At 61.2% G+C, this 18,408-nt stretch carries 12 protein-coding genes; 4 read left to right on the top strand and 8 right to left on the bottom strand.

The window, feature by feature from the left end; all coding sequences use genetic code 11:
- Window positions 1-63: 63 nt before the first annotated feature.
- Entirely contained in the window at window positions 64-765 is a 702-nt protein-coding gene (locus FY251_RS19280; RefSeq protein WP_148416616.1) for a polyprenol monophosphomannose synthase, read from the bottom strand.
- Between the two features lie 885 nt (window positions 766-1,650).
- Between FY251_RS19280 and FY251_RS19275 the strand changes: the two genes are divergently transcribed.
- Window positions 1,651-1,911 (top strand): ubiquitin-like small modifier protein 1, encoded by a 261-nt coding sequence (locus tag FY251_RS19275; RefSeq protein WP_148416615.1) that lies wholly within the window; start codon window positions 1,651-1,653, stop codon window positions 1,909-1,911.
- On the opposite strand, the gene FY251_RS19270 is transcribed toward FY251_RS19275, so the two are convergent.
- Window positions 1,912-3,216 carry an acetamidase/formamidase family protein gene (locus FY251_RS19270; protein WP_148416614.1) on the bottom strand — a complete coding sequence of 435 codons (1,305 nt, stop codon included), beginning with the start codon at window positions 3,214-3,216 and terminating at the stop codon, window positions 1,912-1,914. It lies immediately after the preceding gene.
- 2,365 nt (window positions 3,217-5,581) lie between these two features.
- Between FY251_RS19270 and FY251_RS19265 the strand changes: the two genes are divergently transcribed.
- Both FY251_RS19265 and FY251_RS19260 read left to right on the top strand, forming a co-directional pair.
- Window positions 5,582-7,117 carry an alpha-N-arabinofuranosidase gene (locus tag FY251_RS19265; protein ID WP_148416613.1) on the top strand — a complete coding sequence of 512 codons (1,536 nt, stop codon included), beginning with the start codon at window positions 5,582-5,584 and terminating at the stop codon, window positions 7,115-7,117.
- Between the two features lie 78 nt (window positions 7,118-7,195).
- Entirely contained in the window at window positions 7,196-8,524 is a 1,329-nt protein-coding gene (locus FY251_RS19260) for a sialidase family protein (RefSeq protein ID WP_148416612.1), read from the top strand.
- A 9-nt stretch (window positions 8,525-8,533) separates the two neighbouring features.
- Here FY251_RS19260 and FY251_RS19255 read toward each other — a convergent pair whose 3' ends face one another.
- From FY251_RS19255 to FY251_RS19240, 4 genes are all read right to left on the bottom strand, one after another.
- Entirely contained in the window at window positions 8,534-9,259 is a 726-nt protein-coding gene (locus FY251_RS19255) for a hypothetical protein (RefSeq protein WP_148416611.1), read from the bottom strand.
- Complete coding sequence (locus FY251_RS19250; RefSeq protein ID WP_148416610.1) at window positions 9,256-10,131, bottom strand: carbohydrate ABC transporter permease; 876 nt, start codon at window positions 10,129-10,131, stop codon at window positions 9,256-9,258. Before FY251_RS19250 ends, FY251_RS19255 begins: the two co-directional genes overlap by 4 nt.
- Window positions 10,124-10,999 (bottom strand): carbohydrate ABC transporter permease, encoded by an 876-nt coding sequence (locus tag FY251_RS19245; protein WP_052367789.1) that lies wholly within the window; start codon window positions 10,997-10,999, stop codon window positions 10,124-10,126. The genes FY251_RS19250 and FY251_RS19245 overlap by 8 nt, the downstream gene beginning before the upstream one ends.
- Before the next feature lie 63 nt (window positions 11,000-11,062).
- Window positions 11,063-12,448, bottom strand: coding sequence for an ABC transporter substrate-binding protein (locus FY251_RS19240; protein ID WP_148416609.1), 1,386 nt, complete (start codon window positions 12,446-12,448; stop codon window positions 11,063-11,065).
- Window positions 12,449-12,658: 210 nt separating this feature from the next.
- Between FY251_RS19240 and FY251_RS19235 the strand changes: the two genes are divergently transcribed.
- Entirely contained in the window at window positions 12,659-13,792 is a 1,134-nt protein-coding gene (locus FY251_RS19235; RefSeq protein ID WP_148416608.1) for an ABC transporter ATP-binding protein, read from the top strand.
- Between the two features lie 1,622 nt (window positions 13,793-15,414).
- Here FY251_RS19235 and FY251_RS19225 read toward each other — a convergent pair.
- Entirely contained in the window at window positions 15,415-15,876 is a 462-nt protein-coding gene (locus FY251_RS19225; RefSeq protein ID WP_222847849.1) for a nucleoside deaminase, read from the bottom strand.
- A 785-nt stretch (window positions 15,877-16,661) separates the two neighbouring features.
- Window positions 16,662-18,227 carry a PAS domain-containing sensor histidine kinase gene (locus tag FY251_RS19220; protein ID WP_148416607.1) on the bottom strand — a complete coding sequence of 522 codons (1,566 nt, stop codon included), beginning with the start codon at window positions 18,225-18,227 and terminating at the stop codon, window positions 16,662-16,664.
- Window positions 18,228-18,408 lie beyond the last annotated feature (181 nt).

The raw sequence follows: 18,408 nt of genomic DNA, 5'->3' as shown, positions 1-18,408 counted from the left end.
GGGCGGGGGGTGCCGCGCGCGACGCGCCGTGGTCGTCACCGAACGGGACGGGTGGAAAGTCGGTCATGCCCGAACCCGCCGGTGACTGTGGTACGAAAGCTTCGCGAGGTGCAGCAGATATTCGAGGTACTCCCGAGACGAGAGCTTCGAGTCGCCGTTTCGCCGGTCCACGAAGACGTACGGGACCTCCCGGACCTGCGCCCCGTCACAGCGCGTGAGCAGTTCTAAGAGGATCTTGTACCCGGTCGGGCTGAGCGTCGCCTCCCGGAGCAGGTCGCGGCGGACGACGAAGTAGCCGCTGAGCGGGTCTGCGACGCCTCTCGCCGACGGGATACAGAGCCGAGCGAGAACCGTCGCGCCGTAACTGACGACCCGGCGGTGCCACGGCCAGACGGCGACGCCGCCGCGGGAGACGTACCGACTGGCGATGGCGATGTCAACGTCGTTGGCGACCGTGTCGACGAGGACGGGCAGCAACTCGGGCGGATGCTGTAAGTCCGCGTCGATGACCGCACAGCAGTCGGCGGTGGCGTGAGCGAATCCGTAGGCGACAGCGGTTGCCAGCCCACGCGCTCCCTCGCGCCGGAGGACGCGAACGTGGTCAGTCGCGTCGTACCGCCGTTCGACGAGTCGCCACGTCCCGTCCGGGGAGTCGTCGTCGACGACGATGATCTCGGAGGGGTGGTCGGCGAGGGCGTCGAGACAGCGGTCGATCGCCTGCAGGATGTTCTCCGCTTCGTTGTACGTCGGAATGATGACAGACACCCGTGGGGTGGCGGGCGTCGCCTCCTCCCGTACAACCGAGTGAGCGGCCGTATGGGTACCGAAAGATACCTCTCTGTAGTGTGGTTCGGGCTGACTCATGGCTGCTATGCGTTACCATGATAATATGAGTTGAGATGACATATACTCTCTCCACAACGGTTATATTCTAGAAGTTTATTCTAAATTTATTTATAATCTTTACAGTATTTTTTGTACGCGTGACGAAGTCGGTTCCCTGAATTACACGCGAACGCGGACGTGCCGTCCGGAGAGACGCGTTCTCCGCGAGTCGTCGGGGCGACGGACGCCCTGTCCGGTCTGCACACTGGTACGCGACGCGCTCCGTCGACGCTCGGCGGGGCGTTCGCCCTCCGCTCGCGCGTCCGCGAAACTCACCGCACGGTATGCGGGCTCTTCGAATAGCTGTCCACGCCTCGCACAAACGGTCGCACGGTCCTGTAGACGGCACGGGTGTCTGACCCGTGATTTGCCTCCCCGCACCTCTCGTCGCAGCCGTGCCATCGATGCGAAACCGCCGACGTAACTCACATCTGCTGACCGATTAATCTACCATTTATACGTAGTAAAATCGCCCAAAAACAACGTGAGACCCTGACGGACGCCGTGGTCCGCCGTCACTACGACAGCGACTACGTCGCGCGTCCCTGTAGTCGGCCACTCCACGTAACTTCGCTCCAATCACGCGACCCGATTCCGGTGGTTCAACACTCGTCTACGGAACACGAAGGCCGTCGAGTCGCACTCAGAACGCCCACGACCGCGTTCGATGGGCCATTGTCAGATTCTGGGAGTAGTCGGGCCGCCAGTTCAGTCCACGTGTATCTGGACCCGTAGTAATTTGTGCGTTGACTCCCTGCAATCCGTATGCAGATAACCGTTTTCGGGCCGCTTCGGTCCGCAGCAGGCGGAAAGACGGCCGACGTGGCCCCGAGCGGCGAGACGGTTCGCGACCTGCTCGACGCGTTCGTCGAGCGCTATCCGAACGCGGAAACGCATCTCTGCGACGACGAAGGCGACGTCCGTCCGAGCGTCCGGGTGGTGATCGGAGACCGTCCCGTCTCGTTGGACGACGCGGTACCGGACGGAGAGACGGTGAAGCTCTTCCCGGCGATGCGGGGCGGTTGACTACGCCCCGTACTGCTCGCGGACGGTCTCCGCGAGGCCGACCTCGTCGAGGAGTTCGACCGGGACCAACATCGACAGCTGGACGACCCCCGGCAGGCGAGCGATTTCGACGCCGCCGGTGAACGTGCACCGAGAGCGGACCTCTCCCTCGCTGATACCGAACAGCGAACTCGCCCTCGCGAACGCGTTTTCCGTCGCCTCGTTGATGGTCGCCCCCGACCCGATGACTTGGAGCGGCAGGGCGTCGCGGAGCGTCTCGACGTCGTACTCGTCTGCGAGCGCAGTGCCGGCGGCACGCTCGGCGTCGGTGTAGGGCTTTGCGATGTGTGGGAGGTCTTCCTCGTTGGGGAGTAAGAGCGGCCCCGGCAGGTCGAGTCCCTTGATGACCTCCACTTCGAGTTCGGTCCGTCCGCTCACGTCCGTCGTGTGGAGCGAGAGTTCGCCGTCGCCCTGATTCGCGTGGAGGTCGCCGACGTACAGTCCGGCACCGTCGACTCTTACGGGACAGATGAGCACCGCGCCGGGCCGCACCTCGTTCGAGTCGAGGTGACCGTCGGTCCGCGCTTCGAGCGCCGCTTCGTCCGGCAGTCCCCAGTCGTGTTCGGCACCGATGAGGAACTGCCCGAAGTCCCCCGCGTTGTGCGAGTCGGGGAGTTCGACGGCCGGCGTCGTCCCGATGTTGCCGATAAACGGGCGGAGACGCCCGAGCGCCCCGGGCATCTCGTCGGGTTCGTACAGCAAAATCGGGTGTTGCCGCGAGTTCTCGGGGAGCGCCATCGCCTCGTCGGCGCGCTCGGCTAACTGGTGAGCACCGTCCGCGCCGACGGTGATTCCGACGGTTCGGTCGTCGTCGAAGACGACGGTGTAACCGTACTCGAACCCGAACGACGATGCGTTGGCGCCGCACTCCGCACAGCGAATCGACTCCTCTCCCGTCCCTTCGACGACGGTCTCGGGCCACGGCGTCCCGCACTCGGGACAGCGATGGTCGACGAACGGGTCGTCACCGAACGCGTCCGCTCGCTCCGCCATGCTCCCGGTGCTCGTCGCGACGCTCGTCACTTCGACGTCCTTGATTCGGACGACGAGCGCGTCGCCCGGTTCGGCGTTTTCGACTCGAATCGGTCGCGTGACCTCGTGTCCGCCGCGGAACGACGGAGTGATCATCGGTCCCCAACAGCCGGCGGGCGTGTGCGTCTTGACCGTCCCTCCGTCGCGGACCGTTCCCGCCCAGTCCTGTTCGGGCCCGACGAGTCCGAGCGTGAACTCGTCTACTTCGAGTGTCTCAGCAGGCTTTTCGGACATCAGTTGTGACTTTCGATCTGTCGTGTGTTAGCTATTGTGTATGCGGAAGCCCGCGTCTCGCTCGAATTCGCGCACCGGGACCGACTTGCTGTGGCCGACCATTTCGGGACGTGAGACTCTCGGTGTCCGGAGGAATTCACCGTGAAACGCGGGTGTGACGGTCACTCTCTCGGTATTCGATTTCAAAGCGCTATTTCCGCCTCACGACTCAGATTCGATATAGCAGAATAAGATTTATGTAATGTGTGGGGGTGATGGGTGACGAAGAGCTTAACCTCATTGTCTAATACAGACAACGACACTAGTGTTCAAATAAGATATTTAATACAATCGTTGGCGGTCGCGAAAATCGCATATCTAGGCCCGGGTCAATCTGTGGAGCATTACTTTGGTGGGTTTCGGCCCCGGTTCGCGGGCCGAAGTCTCAACCCTACGGTTCGCCCCGAAGACAGACTCAGTACTGTCTGACCTGCCGCGTCGGCGATTTCGTTCTGTATCTACCCGATGCTCGGGTGAACGTCTCTCCGTCCGGTGACGATACTACCGTTTGCTATAATACGGTGGACCTACGCCTTCAGCCTGCTCGCGTTCGATATCGGCTGTCTCAGTTGCAGTCGGGGGAGGCCCGAAAATTCGATGAACCGTATACCGCAATATCCATCTCGAACGAGTCTGACTTCCAGTAAGAATCGGCGTGTCGCAGGTATTGTGGAAACACGGCAGTCGGAGTATACGGGCTCGCTCGATAGTCTTCGCGACGGTATCGCAGCAATCAGAGCTGCCGTTCTCTACTCGTTTTCGGTCTGCCAGCGTGCTAGAGCGCAGATAGAACGCTTGGTTCTCTGTAGCCAGACGAGCGTTCCTCAGAAATGCAGGTCACTATATTTTCGGTCGCAGTATCGTCTCGACGAGAACGCACCCAAACTGTCGGTACCCACGTGAACTCACAACAACGACGATTGTCGTGATTACGTGCCGATTTATCGTACTCCCGCTGAAAAATGGCGGGGGAAAAAATAATATGGGGGCCAGTCTTAGGTGTACGTGGTCGACTGCGTAACCGACCAACGTGAGCCAGCGTGTCAGTCATATCTCGACGTGTCAGTACGCGACGAGTAGGTCTGTCCCGAAACTCATGAACGCCTGACAGCATCACGTCGAGTTCAGCACACCACCGCTACTCATTTTTTTGCTCTCGATCGACGACGGCCTCAGTCACGAGTCTCGGAGTCGGGTTAGCGCTCCCCGATGTCGCTCGAAAGCTACCCAGTCGTGAACTAGTCGAACTCCGACCGAGCTCTCGCGATAGTAGTGCTGCTCCGTTTTCTCCAGACGCGATATTGTTCTCGATGATAGAACTTCTGCCTGACAATCGCCGTGGCATCTGAGCCGACACATCGGTTCCGTCTACTGTTCCTCGCAGTGTTCAACGGTTTCGACGTGGGAAAACGCGGACCCAACCGATCGACGACGCTTCGAATAACGAGTGCGTATCGCAAATCACGATTCCGAGGTGACGACGGTTCTCAGAATCGGTTGCGACTGTCGAAATCGGTGTGCAAGTACGAGATGGTGGCTACCCGATGCGACCGACGGGAGTATCGAGCAATCGCCTCGGACGGGACGGTGAGGGCTGGAGGCCTGACGGAGTTTTGGTATACTGAAGGCGGTTCGCGGACGCCGACGAGATGCCGACGACGGGAACGCCTCGAATGGTATCACAGTTGTATCAACGCTGTCGAACTCTGTCTGACTGCCCGTTCCGTCGACCATCGGCGACTGTTCAGTATGACGGAACAGTATCTCGATTGTCGTGAAATCGACTGAAAACACCATCTTCGTAGAATATCCGTTGGCGGACCGATGATAATTACACATATATGTCTGTAATCCTGTACCGTGAGATGGTGTCGTCCTGTTCTGACATAGGGAATTTAATCGAGAGCGGAATGGTCGTGTCGGCGACGGATTTGCTAGTCGTGGCTTCTTACCGAACCGCCGTTTCTGCCCACTTTGGACTCTCCGTCACGGACTATCGTCTGTCGCGCATCACGTCCAGACCGGAGGCGACGTACGCCCGGCTCGGCCGTCTTCTCGTCCCAACGGTGCGGATTCGTCTCGTGGTCGTGTCTCGGGCCGGTGTCTGGTCGACTACGCGTGTCGTCCAGTGTGAGATGAACCTCCGCGCCTGTCGATTCGTGACCCGTCCGTCGGGATGTCGAGACTGCCGCAACGCGTGCTTACCGTGGTCTGGCTCGCGAGCGTTTCATCCGTTCGCCGCGAAACTGTGCGGTGTCATATCTGACTCGTGTACAGTGAACACAAGGCACAATAGTTATTTAACCGGCTACTAATGTGAAAATGTATGCAGAGTGAAGTACGCGTTAGCAGCCACGAGCCGATAGATAACATCTCGAAGAACATCTACGGTCACTTCGCCGAACACCTCGGGCGGTGTATCTACGGTGGTCTCTGGGTCGGCGACGACGACAGGGTGGAGACCGAAGACGGCATCCGAATGGACACCGTCTCGCTGCTCCGCGGACTGAATATGCCGGTGCTCCGCTGGCCGGGGGGCTGTTTCGCCGACGACTACCACTGGGAAGACGGTGTCGGCCCGCGCGAGGACCGCCCCCGTCGGCGGAATCTGTGGTGGACACAGGGGCGGGAAAACGTCCCGGAAGAGTCCAACGAGTTCGGGACCGACGAGTTCCTCCGCCTCTGCCAACTCCTCGACACGGACCCGTACATCGCGGTCAACGTCGGGTCGTCGACGCCGCAGGAGGCGCTCGACTGGATCGAGTACTGCAACTACGGCGGCGACACGGAACTCGCCGACAGGCGGCGAGAGAACGGACAGGAGGAGCCGTACGGGGTGAAGTACTGGGGCATCGGGAACGAGAACTGGGGCTGTGGCGGTCGGTTCGCGCCGGACGAGTACGCCGACGAGTACCGCCGGTTCGCGAACTACTTCAACGGCTTCGATAAGCTGATGAACGAGGGGTCCACCGAGTTCATCGCCTGCGGACACCTCACGGACGACTGGAACAAGGTCTTTTTCGACAGCCTCAACGGCGGCATGGAGTTCGGCCCCGGCTCGTTCCTCGGCATGGGTTCGCCGTTCAATCTGATGGACCACTTCTCCGTCCACCGCTACTATCAGGCGGGCGGAGACACCGATTTCACCGACGAGCAGTACTACAAGATTTTCGCGCGCGCACAGAAGGTCGGCGGCGACATCGACCGAGCGGCCGAGACGATTTCGCAGTACGTCCCGGAGGACGAAATCGGAATCATCGTCGACGAGTGGGGCGTGTGGCACCCGGAGGCGCGGAGCGACAACGGACTGGAACAGGAAAACACCGTCCGAGACGCGCTGACGACCGCCGGCGTGCTCGACCTCATCCACGCGCGGGCCGACGTCGTCTCGATGGCGAACATCGCACAGTTGGTCAACGTCCTGCAGTGCCTCGTCCAGACCGACGAGGAGGCCGCGTGGCGCACGCCGACGTATCGCGTCTTCGACCTCTACGAGAACCACGTCGGGCAGACGGCGCTCGAAACGAGCGTCGACACGGAAAAGCGCGCTATCGAGGGCGAGGACCACGACGTTCCGATGGTCTCGGCATCGGCTTCTGAGGGCGACGGAGAGCTGTTCGTCACGGCCTCCAACCGCCGCCACGACGAACCGGAGACGCTCACCGTCGACGTCGGGTCGTCGTCGTACTCGGTGTCCTCGGCGACCGTGCTCTTCGAAGACAACGACATCCGCGAGTACTCCACGAAGGAGAACGCGGAATCGTTCGAAGCCAGCCCTCTGGACGTCACCGACGAGGGAGACGGAACCGTCACGTTCGACGCGCCCCCGGCGTCCGTCGTCGGCCTGACGCTGACGGAGTAACGGAGCCGCCGTCGTTCTTTTTCGAGCTGACAGCGGGGATACAGTTATTATCGTGTCGTGTGAACGCATAACAGCGTCATGGACGAACGCGATTCCAGCCGCCAGCACAGCCGCCGGAAGTACCTCGCCGCGGTCGGCGCCGTCGGGGCCACAGCGGTCGGGTCCACGGGCGTTATCGCGGGCCGCGGACGCGACGACGAACAGACAGACGTCGAAGGGACGCTGTACTCGCCCCCGTCGGGCGCGCCTACGCCCGGCTCGCTGTATCCCCGAGTCACGCGACTGAAACACGGGTCGGGAACGGGCGGCGAGAAGCAGTTGCTCGCGACCTTCGAGTACTACCCGTCGATGAGCGGCGGGTCGGAGCCGTACTTCCCCGTCTACCGGAGCACCGACGGAGGGCAGAGTTGGTCGAAGTTCTCCGAGATTCACGACACGAGCGGGAAGGACTGGGGACTTCGGTACCAGCCGACGCTGTTCGAACTCCCGCACGCGGTCGGTTCGTGGCCGGCCGGGACGGTCCTCGCCGCCGGGAACTCCATCCCGATACTCGACGACCCCGAAGACGTCCCCGAGGGCGAACTCGGCGAACTCGGCGAGACGAGCATCGACCTGTACGCCAGCACCGACCGCGGGGAGTCCTGGGAGTTCGTGAGCACCGTCGTCACGGGCGGCAAGGCCGTCCCCTACGACGGGAACAGCCCCGTCTGGGAGCCGGAACTGGGGCTCGACGACGACGGGAACCTCGTCTGTTACTTCGCCGACGAGCGGATGGGGAGCGACGACGATTACAATCAGTTGGTCGCGTACAAGGCCTCCGAGGACGGCGGCCAGACGTGGGGCGACGAGCAGTTGGTCGCGGCCGTCCCGGACGAGACGACGCGCCCGGGAATGCCCACCGTCACCCCGCTCCCCAACGGCACGTACATGATGAGCTACGAGGTCATCGGGCCGGACTACCTGTACGGCGAGGTCCACGTCAAGACCTCGCCGGACGGCCGCGACTGGGGCGACCCGACCGACGTGGGAACCCTCGTCTCGACGGCCGACGGCCGGCGGTTCATCAACGGTCCGTACGTGGCGTGGACGCGGGCCGGCGGCAAAGACGGAACGATACTGGTCTCCGGGAAACAGCTCGTCGACGGGAACCGCGACCTCGCCGAGGGGAACGGTGAGGTCGTGCTCGCGAACTCGAACCTCGACGGGAGCGGCGACTGGAAAGCGGTCGACGCCCCGCTGTCGTTCGAGACGGAGAGCGAACTCGGCGGCCGGGCGTTCGTCGGTTGGACGACGCCGCTGCTTCCCTCCCGGCACGGCGACGAACTGCTTCAACTGACGTCGACCGCGGCCGACGCGGAGCTGTGTGAGATTAACTACGGAGTGGCCTCGTTACGGTTGGACGACTGACGGGGGCGTTTACCGCCCGAACGTCGTCGAAACGTCGTTTTTTCGGCCGTCTCCGGCGATAGGACGCTCCTTCGAGACGGTCGCTTCGGTCGCGTCCGTCTCCTCGCCGTCTGACGAGTCGTCCGTCGAGGCGACCAGTTCCGTGTGGAACGCGGCCGCGAGCGCGGGGAACACGAGCGGGAGCGCAATCGTCAGCACCGCGCTCGCGAGCAAGAGCGTCCCGGTGACGATACCGACGAGCACGGTCGCGACCGGGTTCTCGACCGACCACCGGTATCCGCCCGTGACGGCGTCGACCGCGTCCGCGCCGTCGGCGAGCGAGGCGAACGCCAAGGCGAAGACGACCCAGGCGTGATACGCCAGGTAGAAGCCGACCGCGCCGAGGACGCCCGAAAGGGGGTCGCTCGTCGCCGCGTACTGCCCGAGATAGAGGACGGCGATGGCCGGGAACACGACCAGCAGCCCGCTGAACAGGACCGAATCAAGCCAGTGGGCTGCAAGCGTCTCCCCGACCGCCTCCCGGTCGACCCGACCGTCCTCTCGGACGGACCGAACCGCACCGTACGCGCCCAGCGTCGCCGGCCCGATGGTGACGAGCGGGAGGGACGCGAGGACCCACCCGACGCTGATCGCCACCATCGGCAGGGGGTGGCGGTACACCTGCCGGGCCGCGGTCGCGAGCGCGCGATGAACGCCGACGGTGGGGTCCGCGGCGTCGCCGTCACTCGTCGTCATCCGGTGGCACCCTGCATCTGCACCGCGCGTACGATCTGTCCCTGGAAGATGAGGTAGATGACGAACAGCGGCAGGGACCCCAGAATCGCGACGGCCATGTGGAGTCCGGGCGTGTCGATGTTCCCCTGATAGAGGTTGACGAGCCCGATGGGGAGCGTGTAGGCCGTCTCGTTCGACAGCACGAGCAGGGGCCAGAGGAACGCGTTCCAGTTGTAGACGAACATGAACAGCGCCAGCGCCGAGAGGATCGGCTTCGCGAGCGGCAGGATGATGCGCGTGTACACTTGGAAGGTGGTGAACCCGTCGAGTCTGGCCGCCTCCTCGTACTCGACCGGGATGTCTCTGAAGAACTGATACAGGAGGAACACGCCGAGCGGGCTGGCGGCCGCCGGCATGATCACGCCCCAGTAGGAGTTGATCAGCCCGAGGTCCGAGACGATCTGGTACAGCGGGACGATGTTCATGTAGTACGGGACCATGAAGCTCGCGAGGATTATCCCCATGATGACGCCCTGTCCGGGCCAGTCCAGCCGGGTGAGCGAGAACGCGATCATCGAGTCGATGACCACGATGAGAATCGTCGCCCCGCCGGCGATGATGAACGTGTTGATGGTCCACTCCACGACGAGCGTGTTGTTCAGCAGGTACTGGTAGTGTTCGAGCGTGATGGGTTCTCCCACGAGCGGCGGAATCCAGTAGGGCTGCGGGTCGCGCAACAGCTCGTTCGGCTGGAACGACCGTGAAAGCGTGTACAGGTACGGGACCGACATGAGGAACGCGAGCCCGTAGAGGAACACGTGCAACAGGGCGTTTCGAACGGCGTCTTCGGTCAGGTAGGAACTGACCGAGCGCGATTGCGTCGTTTCAGTCATTTGAATCACCGATTACTTTGAAGTTCACGATTGCGATGAGGATGAGGATGGCGACCAGTACGTACCCCATTGCCGCGCCGTAGCCGAACTGCTGTTGGGAGAACGCGCTCCGGTAGAGGTAGTAGACCAGCGTGTCCGAGGAGTCGCTCGGGCCGCCCTGCGTCATGATGTAGGGCTGTGCGAACACCTGGAACTGGAGGATGAACTGGACCATGACGACGAACACGACCGAGTTTCGCATCTGCGGGAGCGTGATGTCCTTGAACGCGCGCCAGCCGGTCGCGCCGTCGAGCCGGGCGGCCTCGTAGAGCCGTTCGGGGATGCTCTGCCGGGCGGCGAGGAAGATGACGAAGTTGAAGCCGACGAGCCACCACACCGTCATGAACGCGAGCGACGCCATCACGAGGTCCGACGAGGTGAGCCACCCCGGCGGATTCTCCATGACGAAGCCGAGGTAGTAGTTGATGAGCCCGTAGCTCTGGGAGTACACCTGTCCCCAGACCAGCGCCACGACTGCGACGGTCAGGACGTACGGGCTGAAGTAGATGGCACGGAGCGTCCGCTTACCGGCGACGTCTCGGTTCACGCCGAGCGCCATCACGAGTCCGAGGAGTACGAGCGCCGGGACCGAGACGGCGACGAAGAGGAGCGTTCCCTCCATGGCGTTGTAGAACACCGGGTCCTGAAACAGTTCGACGTAGTTCTGGAGGCCGACCCACTCCGTCTGCGTGAGGTCGAACTTGTTCGGGTAGGTGTGGAGGCTCATGTAGAGGCCTCTCACCGCGGGCCAGACGAGGAACACCGTGAACACGGCGAGGTACGGAAGCGACCAGAGGGCCCCCTCGATGGTCTCCTTGCGGAAGCCCATGATGGTCTTGCTGTTCGCCGCGGTCTCACCTCCCGTGATGCGTTCTGCTATCCCCATGTGTACTTACTCCGAGATGCCGTTGGAGACCGTCTCGATGCCGGACTGAATACCCGACTGCGGGTCGGTGTCGTGCGCCCAGATGTCGACGAGCCAGGTGTACCAGTTCTGCGCGTTCGGGTCGCCGTTCGGGACCTTCGGGTGGTAGAAGTAGTCGCCGTCCTCGGCCATCTCGACGTACTTGTTGAGCGTCTTGTCGTAGTACGGGCTGTTCTGGAATGCGTCGGACTCGTAGATGTTGTTCGCGGCGGGCAGGTGACCGGCCTCGGCGCCCCACGAGGGGTTCTGCGTGGTCATCCAGTGGGCGACTTCGGCTGCAATCTCCGACTTGGCGTCGCTTCGGCCCTCCTTCTTCGGGAGGACGATGGAGTGGCCGTCGGCCCAGACCTTGTCCTGTTGCTTGTTCGGACCGACGGTCGGTTCGAAAAAGCCCCAGTTGAGGTCCTCGACGCCGGAGAGGGCCGCGACGTACCACGTTCCGTTCATCGCCATCGCACACGACCCGTTCTGGAACGCGTTGTTCCCCCACGTGTCCTCGCTCGTGGCGGGGGCCCAGCCCATGTCGCCGGTCATGTCTGAGAACAGTTGGGCGATGTTCGTGCCGGCCTCGTTGTCGAAAGTCGGGTTCCACTCGTCGTCGTAGAGGTTCCCTCCCTGCTGTTTGACCCACGTGCTCCACGTCCGGAACGACCCGAACCCGTCGTTGTACGGCGACTGGGTGAACGCCGCCGCGTCGGTGTTCTCGGCGACTGCGTTGCCCGCTTGCTGGAACTCAGACCAGTTCGTCGGCGGACTCTCCGGGTCCAGTCCGGCCTGCTCGAACAGGTCTTTGTTGTAGTACACGCCGATGGGGTGCATGTCCATCGGCAGCGCGTTGACGTTGCCGTCGACCGTGACGAGGTCCCAGTGGCTCGCGGTGTAATCGCTTTCGATCGAGGCCGTGTCGGTGTAGGTTCCCATCGCGTCGATGCCGCCGTCCCACGCTCGAAGATACGCCGCGTGCATGACCGCCATGTCGGGCGCTTCCCCTCCCGAGAGCGCGGTGAACAGCTTGTTGTAGTACTCGTTCCACGGCGTTCGTTGCCGATTGATGGTCACCTCCGCGTCGGTGTCGAGCGGCTGTTCCTCGTTGAACTTGTTGACGATGCTCTCCATGATCGGCCCTTCGCCACCGCTGAACAGTTCCCAGAACGTGATCTCGTAGGACTCGCTTCCCGTGTCGCCGGAACTGCCGCCGTCGGTGTTATCGCCGCCGCTGTTATCGCCGTCACTGCCACTGCCGTCGCCGTTGTCGCCGTTACCGGCGCAGCCTGCGAGTGCGACGGTCCCGGTGACTCCAGCCGACTTGATAAACTTTCGACGGGTGCTACTAGTGAAGGCTTCTCGAACCATGTGTCACATCTACATGTAGGGGCAGGGATTAAACTATTTTCCGTGACCAATACTGCCGGTAGATGCGGTCGGGCTCGCCCGCGTCGGTAGTCCGCCTGCCGCGGAAGTACAGGAGCGGACGGTGTTCAGACTACACTCGTGTCCCGGATTGATTCGGTCTGCACAGCGGTAACCACAACTATTATTAGTTCTCTTGGCTACCCTCGCAGTATGAGTACTGTTAGCATCGAAAGCGTGCGGAAAGTCTACGGCGGCGACTCGGACATCGTCGCCGTCGACGACATCAGCTTCGAGATAGCAGACGGGGAGTTTCTGACGATCGTCGGTCCCTCGGGGTCGGGTAAGTCGACGTTGCTCCGGATGATTGCGGGTCTGGAAGATATCACGGACGGGACGATACGAATCGGAGACAGGGTCGTCAACGGGGTACAGCCGCAGGACCGCGACGTCGCAATGGTGTTTCAGAACTACGCGCTGTACCCGCACATGACCGCGCGGAAGAACATGAGCTATGGGTTGCAGTTGACGACGGACCTCCCGGAAGACGAGATTAACCGACGGGTCATGGAGGCGGCGGAGATGATGGGCGTCACGGACCAACTCGACAAGCATCCCGGGAACCTCTCGGGAGGGCAGCAACAGCGCATCGCCACGGGTCGCGCCATCGTGCGCGAGCCATCGGTCTTCCTGTTCGACGAACCGCTCTCGAATCTGGACGCCAAACTCAGACTACACATGCGGACGGAGCTTCAGCAGCTACAGGACACGCTCGGGACGACGACGGTGTACGTCACCCACGACCAAGAGGAGGCGATGACGATGTCCGACCGCATCGCGGTCGTCGACGGCGGCGAACTCCAGCAGATAGGGACGCCGGAGGAGATATACAACGAACCGCGGAACCTGTTCGTGGGCGACTTCGTCGGGAACCCGCCGATGAACCAGTTCGAGGTGCAGTTGTCCGGGTCGTCGCTGGTCGCCGACGGCTTCAGTTACGACCTCCCCGAGCGGGTCCTCGAACGCATCGACCGATACGCGGACGGTGTCGACGAGTTCGTGCTCGGTATCCGTCCTGAGAACATCACGCTCACAGACGACGGCGAGCCGAACGCGGTTCGCGCGTACCTCGACGTCCGCGAGCCGGTGGGTTCGGACAACTACCTCCATTTCGACATCAACGGCGACGAGTGTTGGGTCCGCGTGCCCGGGGACGTCAAACCCGACACGAATCAGGAACTCTCGCTGGCCTTCGACGCGGAGCGACTGCATCTCTTTCGGCGCTCGGACGGCATTAACATTCTCTCTCGCGGCGAACAGCCGTTAGAGGCGGCGGCGGACCAATAGGCCGGATAACAGTCCTGTCAACTCGACGATTCGGCGCGCCAGCGGAGATGACCGACTGACACCAGCGCTTCCCCCGAGCGAGACGTGGGCCTGACTCGTCGCCAAACAGCCGTCGTCGGTATTCAACGCGCACACGGCCGGGCGCGGCGACCCTATCGACGGTCCTGTCGGGTCCTGTGTTCAACCCGCCGGAAGACTGGGCACCCTGTGATAGCTGCCGGTGTGGAACTCATACGGTGATGACGGAGTTCGAGAGAGTCCCGACTCCTTCGTCGGTGATATCGACGCGGTCGCCCGCTTGGAGGTCGAACGGCTGTTCGGGTCGAGAGAGGTATCCGTGAGGATGACCGCCAGTTCGGGGACCGTGTTGTGGCGCGTGAAGTACGACACGAGTCCCTCACAGCACCGGACCATCTCGCTCGTGTTCGTGGCTAATCCTGCGGGCCACCCACATCTTCGGACGTGACCACATACGGGCCGATAGAACAACGGCGGTGAGACCTTCGCCTGGGGAGATACTCGCCACCCGAGCCACATCTCTGAAGGTCCGCGTCGGTGCTCTCCCGACACCTCAAGCTGGTGGTACTGCATTCAAAACCTCGTTTATAACCGAATCTCATGAACTTATGTTCTGCGGAGACTCGTATCACGCGTCGTCTCCGCAGTCCGGGAGATAAGCGCTCCCGTTCTGAGTAACAGAATAACGATGGCTCCGTTGTGCGTGAGTGTGGGTCCGGATGCGTAACTGAGACTAAGCGGGACATCTCGCCGCTCTCGTCGGGTGACAGTGGGAATATCCGTTGTTAGACGTTCGAGCCATCTTTGAGTTGGCCTACTGTTCGAGCCGTATGTCGGTGTTAGTACATTGATATCTAGTTCTCGTTTTCAGAACTCATCTGCATGAACTACTCCGTACCACTGATTATTTGGTCTGAAGACCCCCTGTTCTTGCACCTGTAATTACGGATGTAGTGGTGTAATGGATATCTTGCTCAAACGCATCATTAGCCGTAAGGGGCCCACAGAGGGATGTAGGCCCGCCTCCGAAAATTATTCTGCGATTCGGAACAAGCCCTCGATAATCGGTATCGGTTCGTCGCCTCTCGGTCTGAGTGAGACATCTCGATACCAACCGACTACGGGTCGGTCCGTAATTCGACACCACCCACCGGGTTACCCCGTCATATCAATTTAAAATACTACTAAGAGAAAAGTCAAATAGCTACCACAGATTTCCGAACGACTACTGTTGTCGAACGCATCTCGTCTATCGCCGGACTGGCAAAGAAGCACCCATAATTGCCCTCAAACGACCGTTTAGGGTGAAAAAGAGCTATTCGGAGACCGACGTGAGAAAGCGAACGGTTCGTTCAGTTCAAATGCAGTTCTGTCGGTCGAACGTGAACTTCAGGGACAGAAAGAGCGTTATCGGAATAAATATCTCGACGGATGGACCCGAGCGTCCGTCTATCCAGGATCCACCGTGGGTGAAGTAAGAATAGGTTCTAGACCAAGGTATTCGAAAATAATATCGAATTTTCTACTGCTCGAAGCTCCCGGGTTGCGGGCGTTCGCGCTCCGGCCGAGCCGGTGTTTAGTCGCAGTGAAAGACGGGCAGATTCCTACCACTCGTACGCTCGGTGAACTCGCCGGGCCTCCTCGTTCAGCACGGGGCCGACGACTTCGGTGACGCCGTCGAGAACCGCGGCCGACCGAACGCCCGGAGCCGACCCGACGAACTCTCCGATTTCGTCGCCGCCGACGCCGTACGCGACGCGCGCGAACCCGGCGGTCGCCATTCCGCCGGCGCACATGGGACAGGGCTCAGTACTGGTGTACATCACCATCTCCGCTCGCTCGTCGGCGTCGTACTCCCGGCACGCTCGGTAGGCGAGGTGCAACTCGGGATGGCGTCGGATGTCGGACTCCGTCACGATGCGGTTCGAGTCGCGCATGATGACCTCGTCGTCGCGGACGAGCACGGACCCGAACGGCTCGTCGCCCCGAGCGGCGGCCTCCCGGGCGAGTTCGAAACTCTCGCGCATGTGTGTCTCGTGGTCGAAGTCGTCGAAGTGAGTCGTCACGGTCGTCTACTGCCACGCTCGAACGCGAGTTAAATCGAACGGCGCTCGAACAATCTGAATACTTCAGATTATCTAGAGAGCGTGGATTTAGCAGATTTCCTCGGTTGTTCGAGGCTCCCGAGTTCTCTGGAGAATCGACAGTCGATAGATTTCTCGACTAGAAGATGTATCTGAGTCACTCACCTACTTTTGGTAATCTGAATAATCCACGACACTCAGATATAATGCGTTATCCGAGTTCCGCACCCGTGACTAGTCATCGCTATATGGATTATCTGCCAAATCCAAGTAATCCGAATTATGTACATTTCCCAGGCTGCGTTCATAATCTCTCTCGGAGAGATTTCTTGGCGACGGCGGACGAGTTACGCAACCCCGATAAGCGATAGTATCTGGATAATTCGGATACTCTGAAAAATCGAGCGCCTTCCCGCGATTCGCGTTCGGACACAGATTCGACGCGGCTGAATCAGTAGTTATGTGGGTAATTCGGGTTCAGTGAATATTATAAATTATTCGGAGTATGTGAATAATTGGGGTGTTCCTGGTTACGTATCTTTTCAATCGTGGGCACCGAATCTACGGAATCGACGCTATCGAAATAGTATGAAATATCCGCATAATCCACATCGTTCAGAAATTCAGAAACTCTCGGATAATCTAAATAATTGAGCGTATCTGGGGAACGTCGTCTGCCTCATCATCCCACCGTAATCCAGAACGCCGTCGTTGTCGACCCGAGTTCTCCGTCCGTGCAGAACGGGGTGCGCGGTCCGAATCAGTCGTCAGTTCTCCGGCGTGGGGAGCCTCACTTCGACCGACGACCCGCGTTCGTCGCGATCCGCGATAGAGACTTCGCCGTCGAACTGCGTGACGAACCAGTGGACGGTCCACAGCCCCATCCCGCTCCCGTGTGCCAGCGGGGTCTCCTTCCCGCGCTTCAGAATCTCGCGTTCGGTCCGCGGGATGCCGGGGCCGTTGTCCTCGACCGTGATTGCGACTCGCTCGCCGGAGAGGCGGCGCGACGCGACCGCAACCACGGGACAGACCTCGTCGTTGTGGACGATGGCGTTCTGTACGAGTTCGTCGAGCGCGAGGTACAGCGAGTGTTCGCCCGCGAGTACGGTCTGTTCGCCCGATTCGAGTCGAATCTCTACCTCGGGGTATTTCGGCTCGTAGGTCTGCTTGAGGTCGGTGAACACGTCGTCGACGCGAACTGGGCGTCTGTCGGCGTCCTCCTTTACGACGCTCTCGAATCGACGAGCCTTCTCGCCGGTCGACATGAGCCCGTCGGCGTTCTCGATGATTCGGTTCGTCTTCGACACCATCGCGTCCGCCGAGAACTGGCTCGCCGCGTCGACCAACTTGTCGAGCGTCCGCAGTTCCGTGTCGATGCCCTTGGTCGTCTCGCTGACGTTCTCCAGCGTCTCGTGTAACCGTTTGTGGTCGCCATCGCCCAGCGCCGGGATATCGACCCCGTCGAGGTCCCGACGAAGCTCCCGCGCGTATCCGCTGACGATGTTGAGGTTGTTCCGAAGGTTGTGGCGGATCACTCGATTCAGCACCATGAGTCGCTCTTCGCGCTCCTTTCTGTCCGAGATATCGCGCACCGCACCGCGGACGTTCATCCGGTCGCCCGTCGACTCGCCGCGGACGTGGACCCACCGCGTTCGCCCCGTCGCCGTTATCACTCGCATCTCGATGTCGAACGGCTCGCCGCCGGTTCGCGCGCCCTCGATAGCCCCGTCGATAATCACGTGGTCGTCTTCGTGAAAGTGGTCTCTGAGTTCGTCGAGCGTCAGTTCCGCGTCGGGAGGGATATCCACCAGCCGTTTGGTTCCATCGGTCAGCTGTAGGTCGTCGGTCTCGCAGTCGACTTCCCACCCGCCGATATCGGCCAGTTGCTCGGTGCGTTCGAGTCGGTCTCGGCTTCGCTCCAACTCTTGTCGGTACTCGTAGGTCTCTGTGATATCCCGAACGATTTTCGTGAAGCCCTTGAGCTCCCCGGCGTCGTCGTTCAGCGCGCGGACGGTCACGTGCGCGAGAATGAGCGACCCGTCTTTCCGGACGCGCCACCCCTTCTCCTCGTAACTCCCCTCGGATTCGGCAATTGAGAGCACCGCCTCGGGGGACGTGCCGTCGCCCTCGTCGGGGTAAAACACGGAGAGATGGCGGTCGATAATCTCGGCTCGCTCGTAGCCCTTTATCCGTTTCGCACCCTCGTTCCACGTCGCCACGAACCCGTCCGCGTCGAGGAGAAATATCGCGTATTCGGTCACCTCCTGAAAGAACTCTCGGAGAATGAGGTCGGCTTCGACGTGTTCGAACAATCCAACCAACTCGTCTGACATTACTGCTTGTATACCACCTAGGCGTGCATTAATCTACCCGACGACTCGGCGGGTGAACCACTCGGGTGCCAGTTTGTTCACGGACGTCGGGTGCTTGTCGCCGGGAAACTGGGTCACGAACGTCGTCTCGGAACGAACGCCGGATATCCCACGAGAGCGAGTGGATGGGATGTCCGAACTG

This window comes from Haloferax sp. KTX1 (genome assembly GCF_902410085.1).
Lineage (GTDB): Archaea > Halobacteriota > Halobacteria > Halobacteriales > Haloferacaceae > Haloferax > Haloferax massiliensis.
The sequence above is the reverse complement of the archived record's forward strand: the minus strand, read 5'-3'. Positions and strand labels throughout refer to the sequence as shown.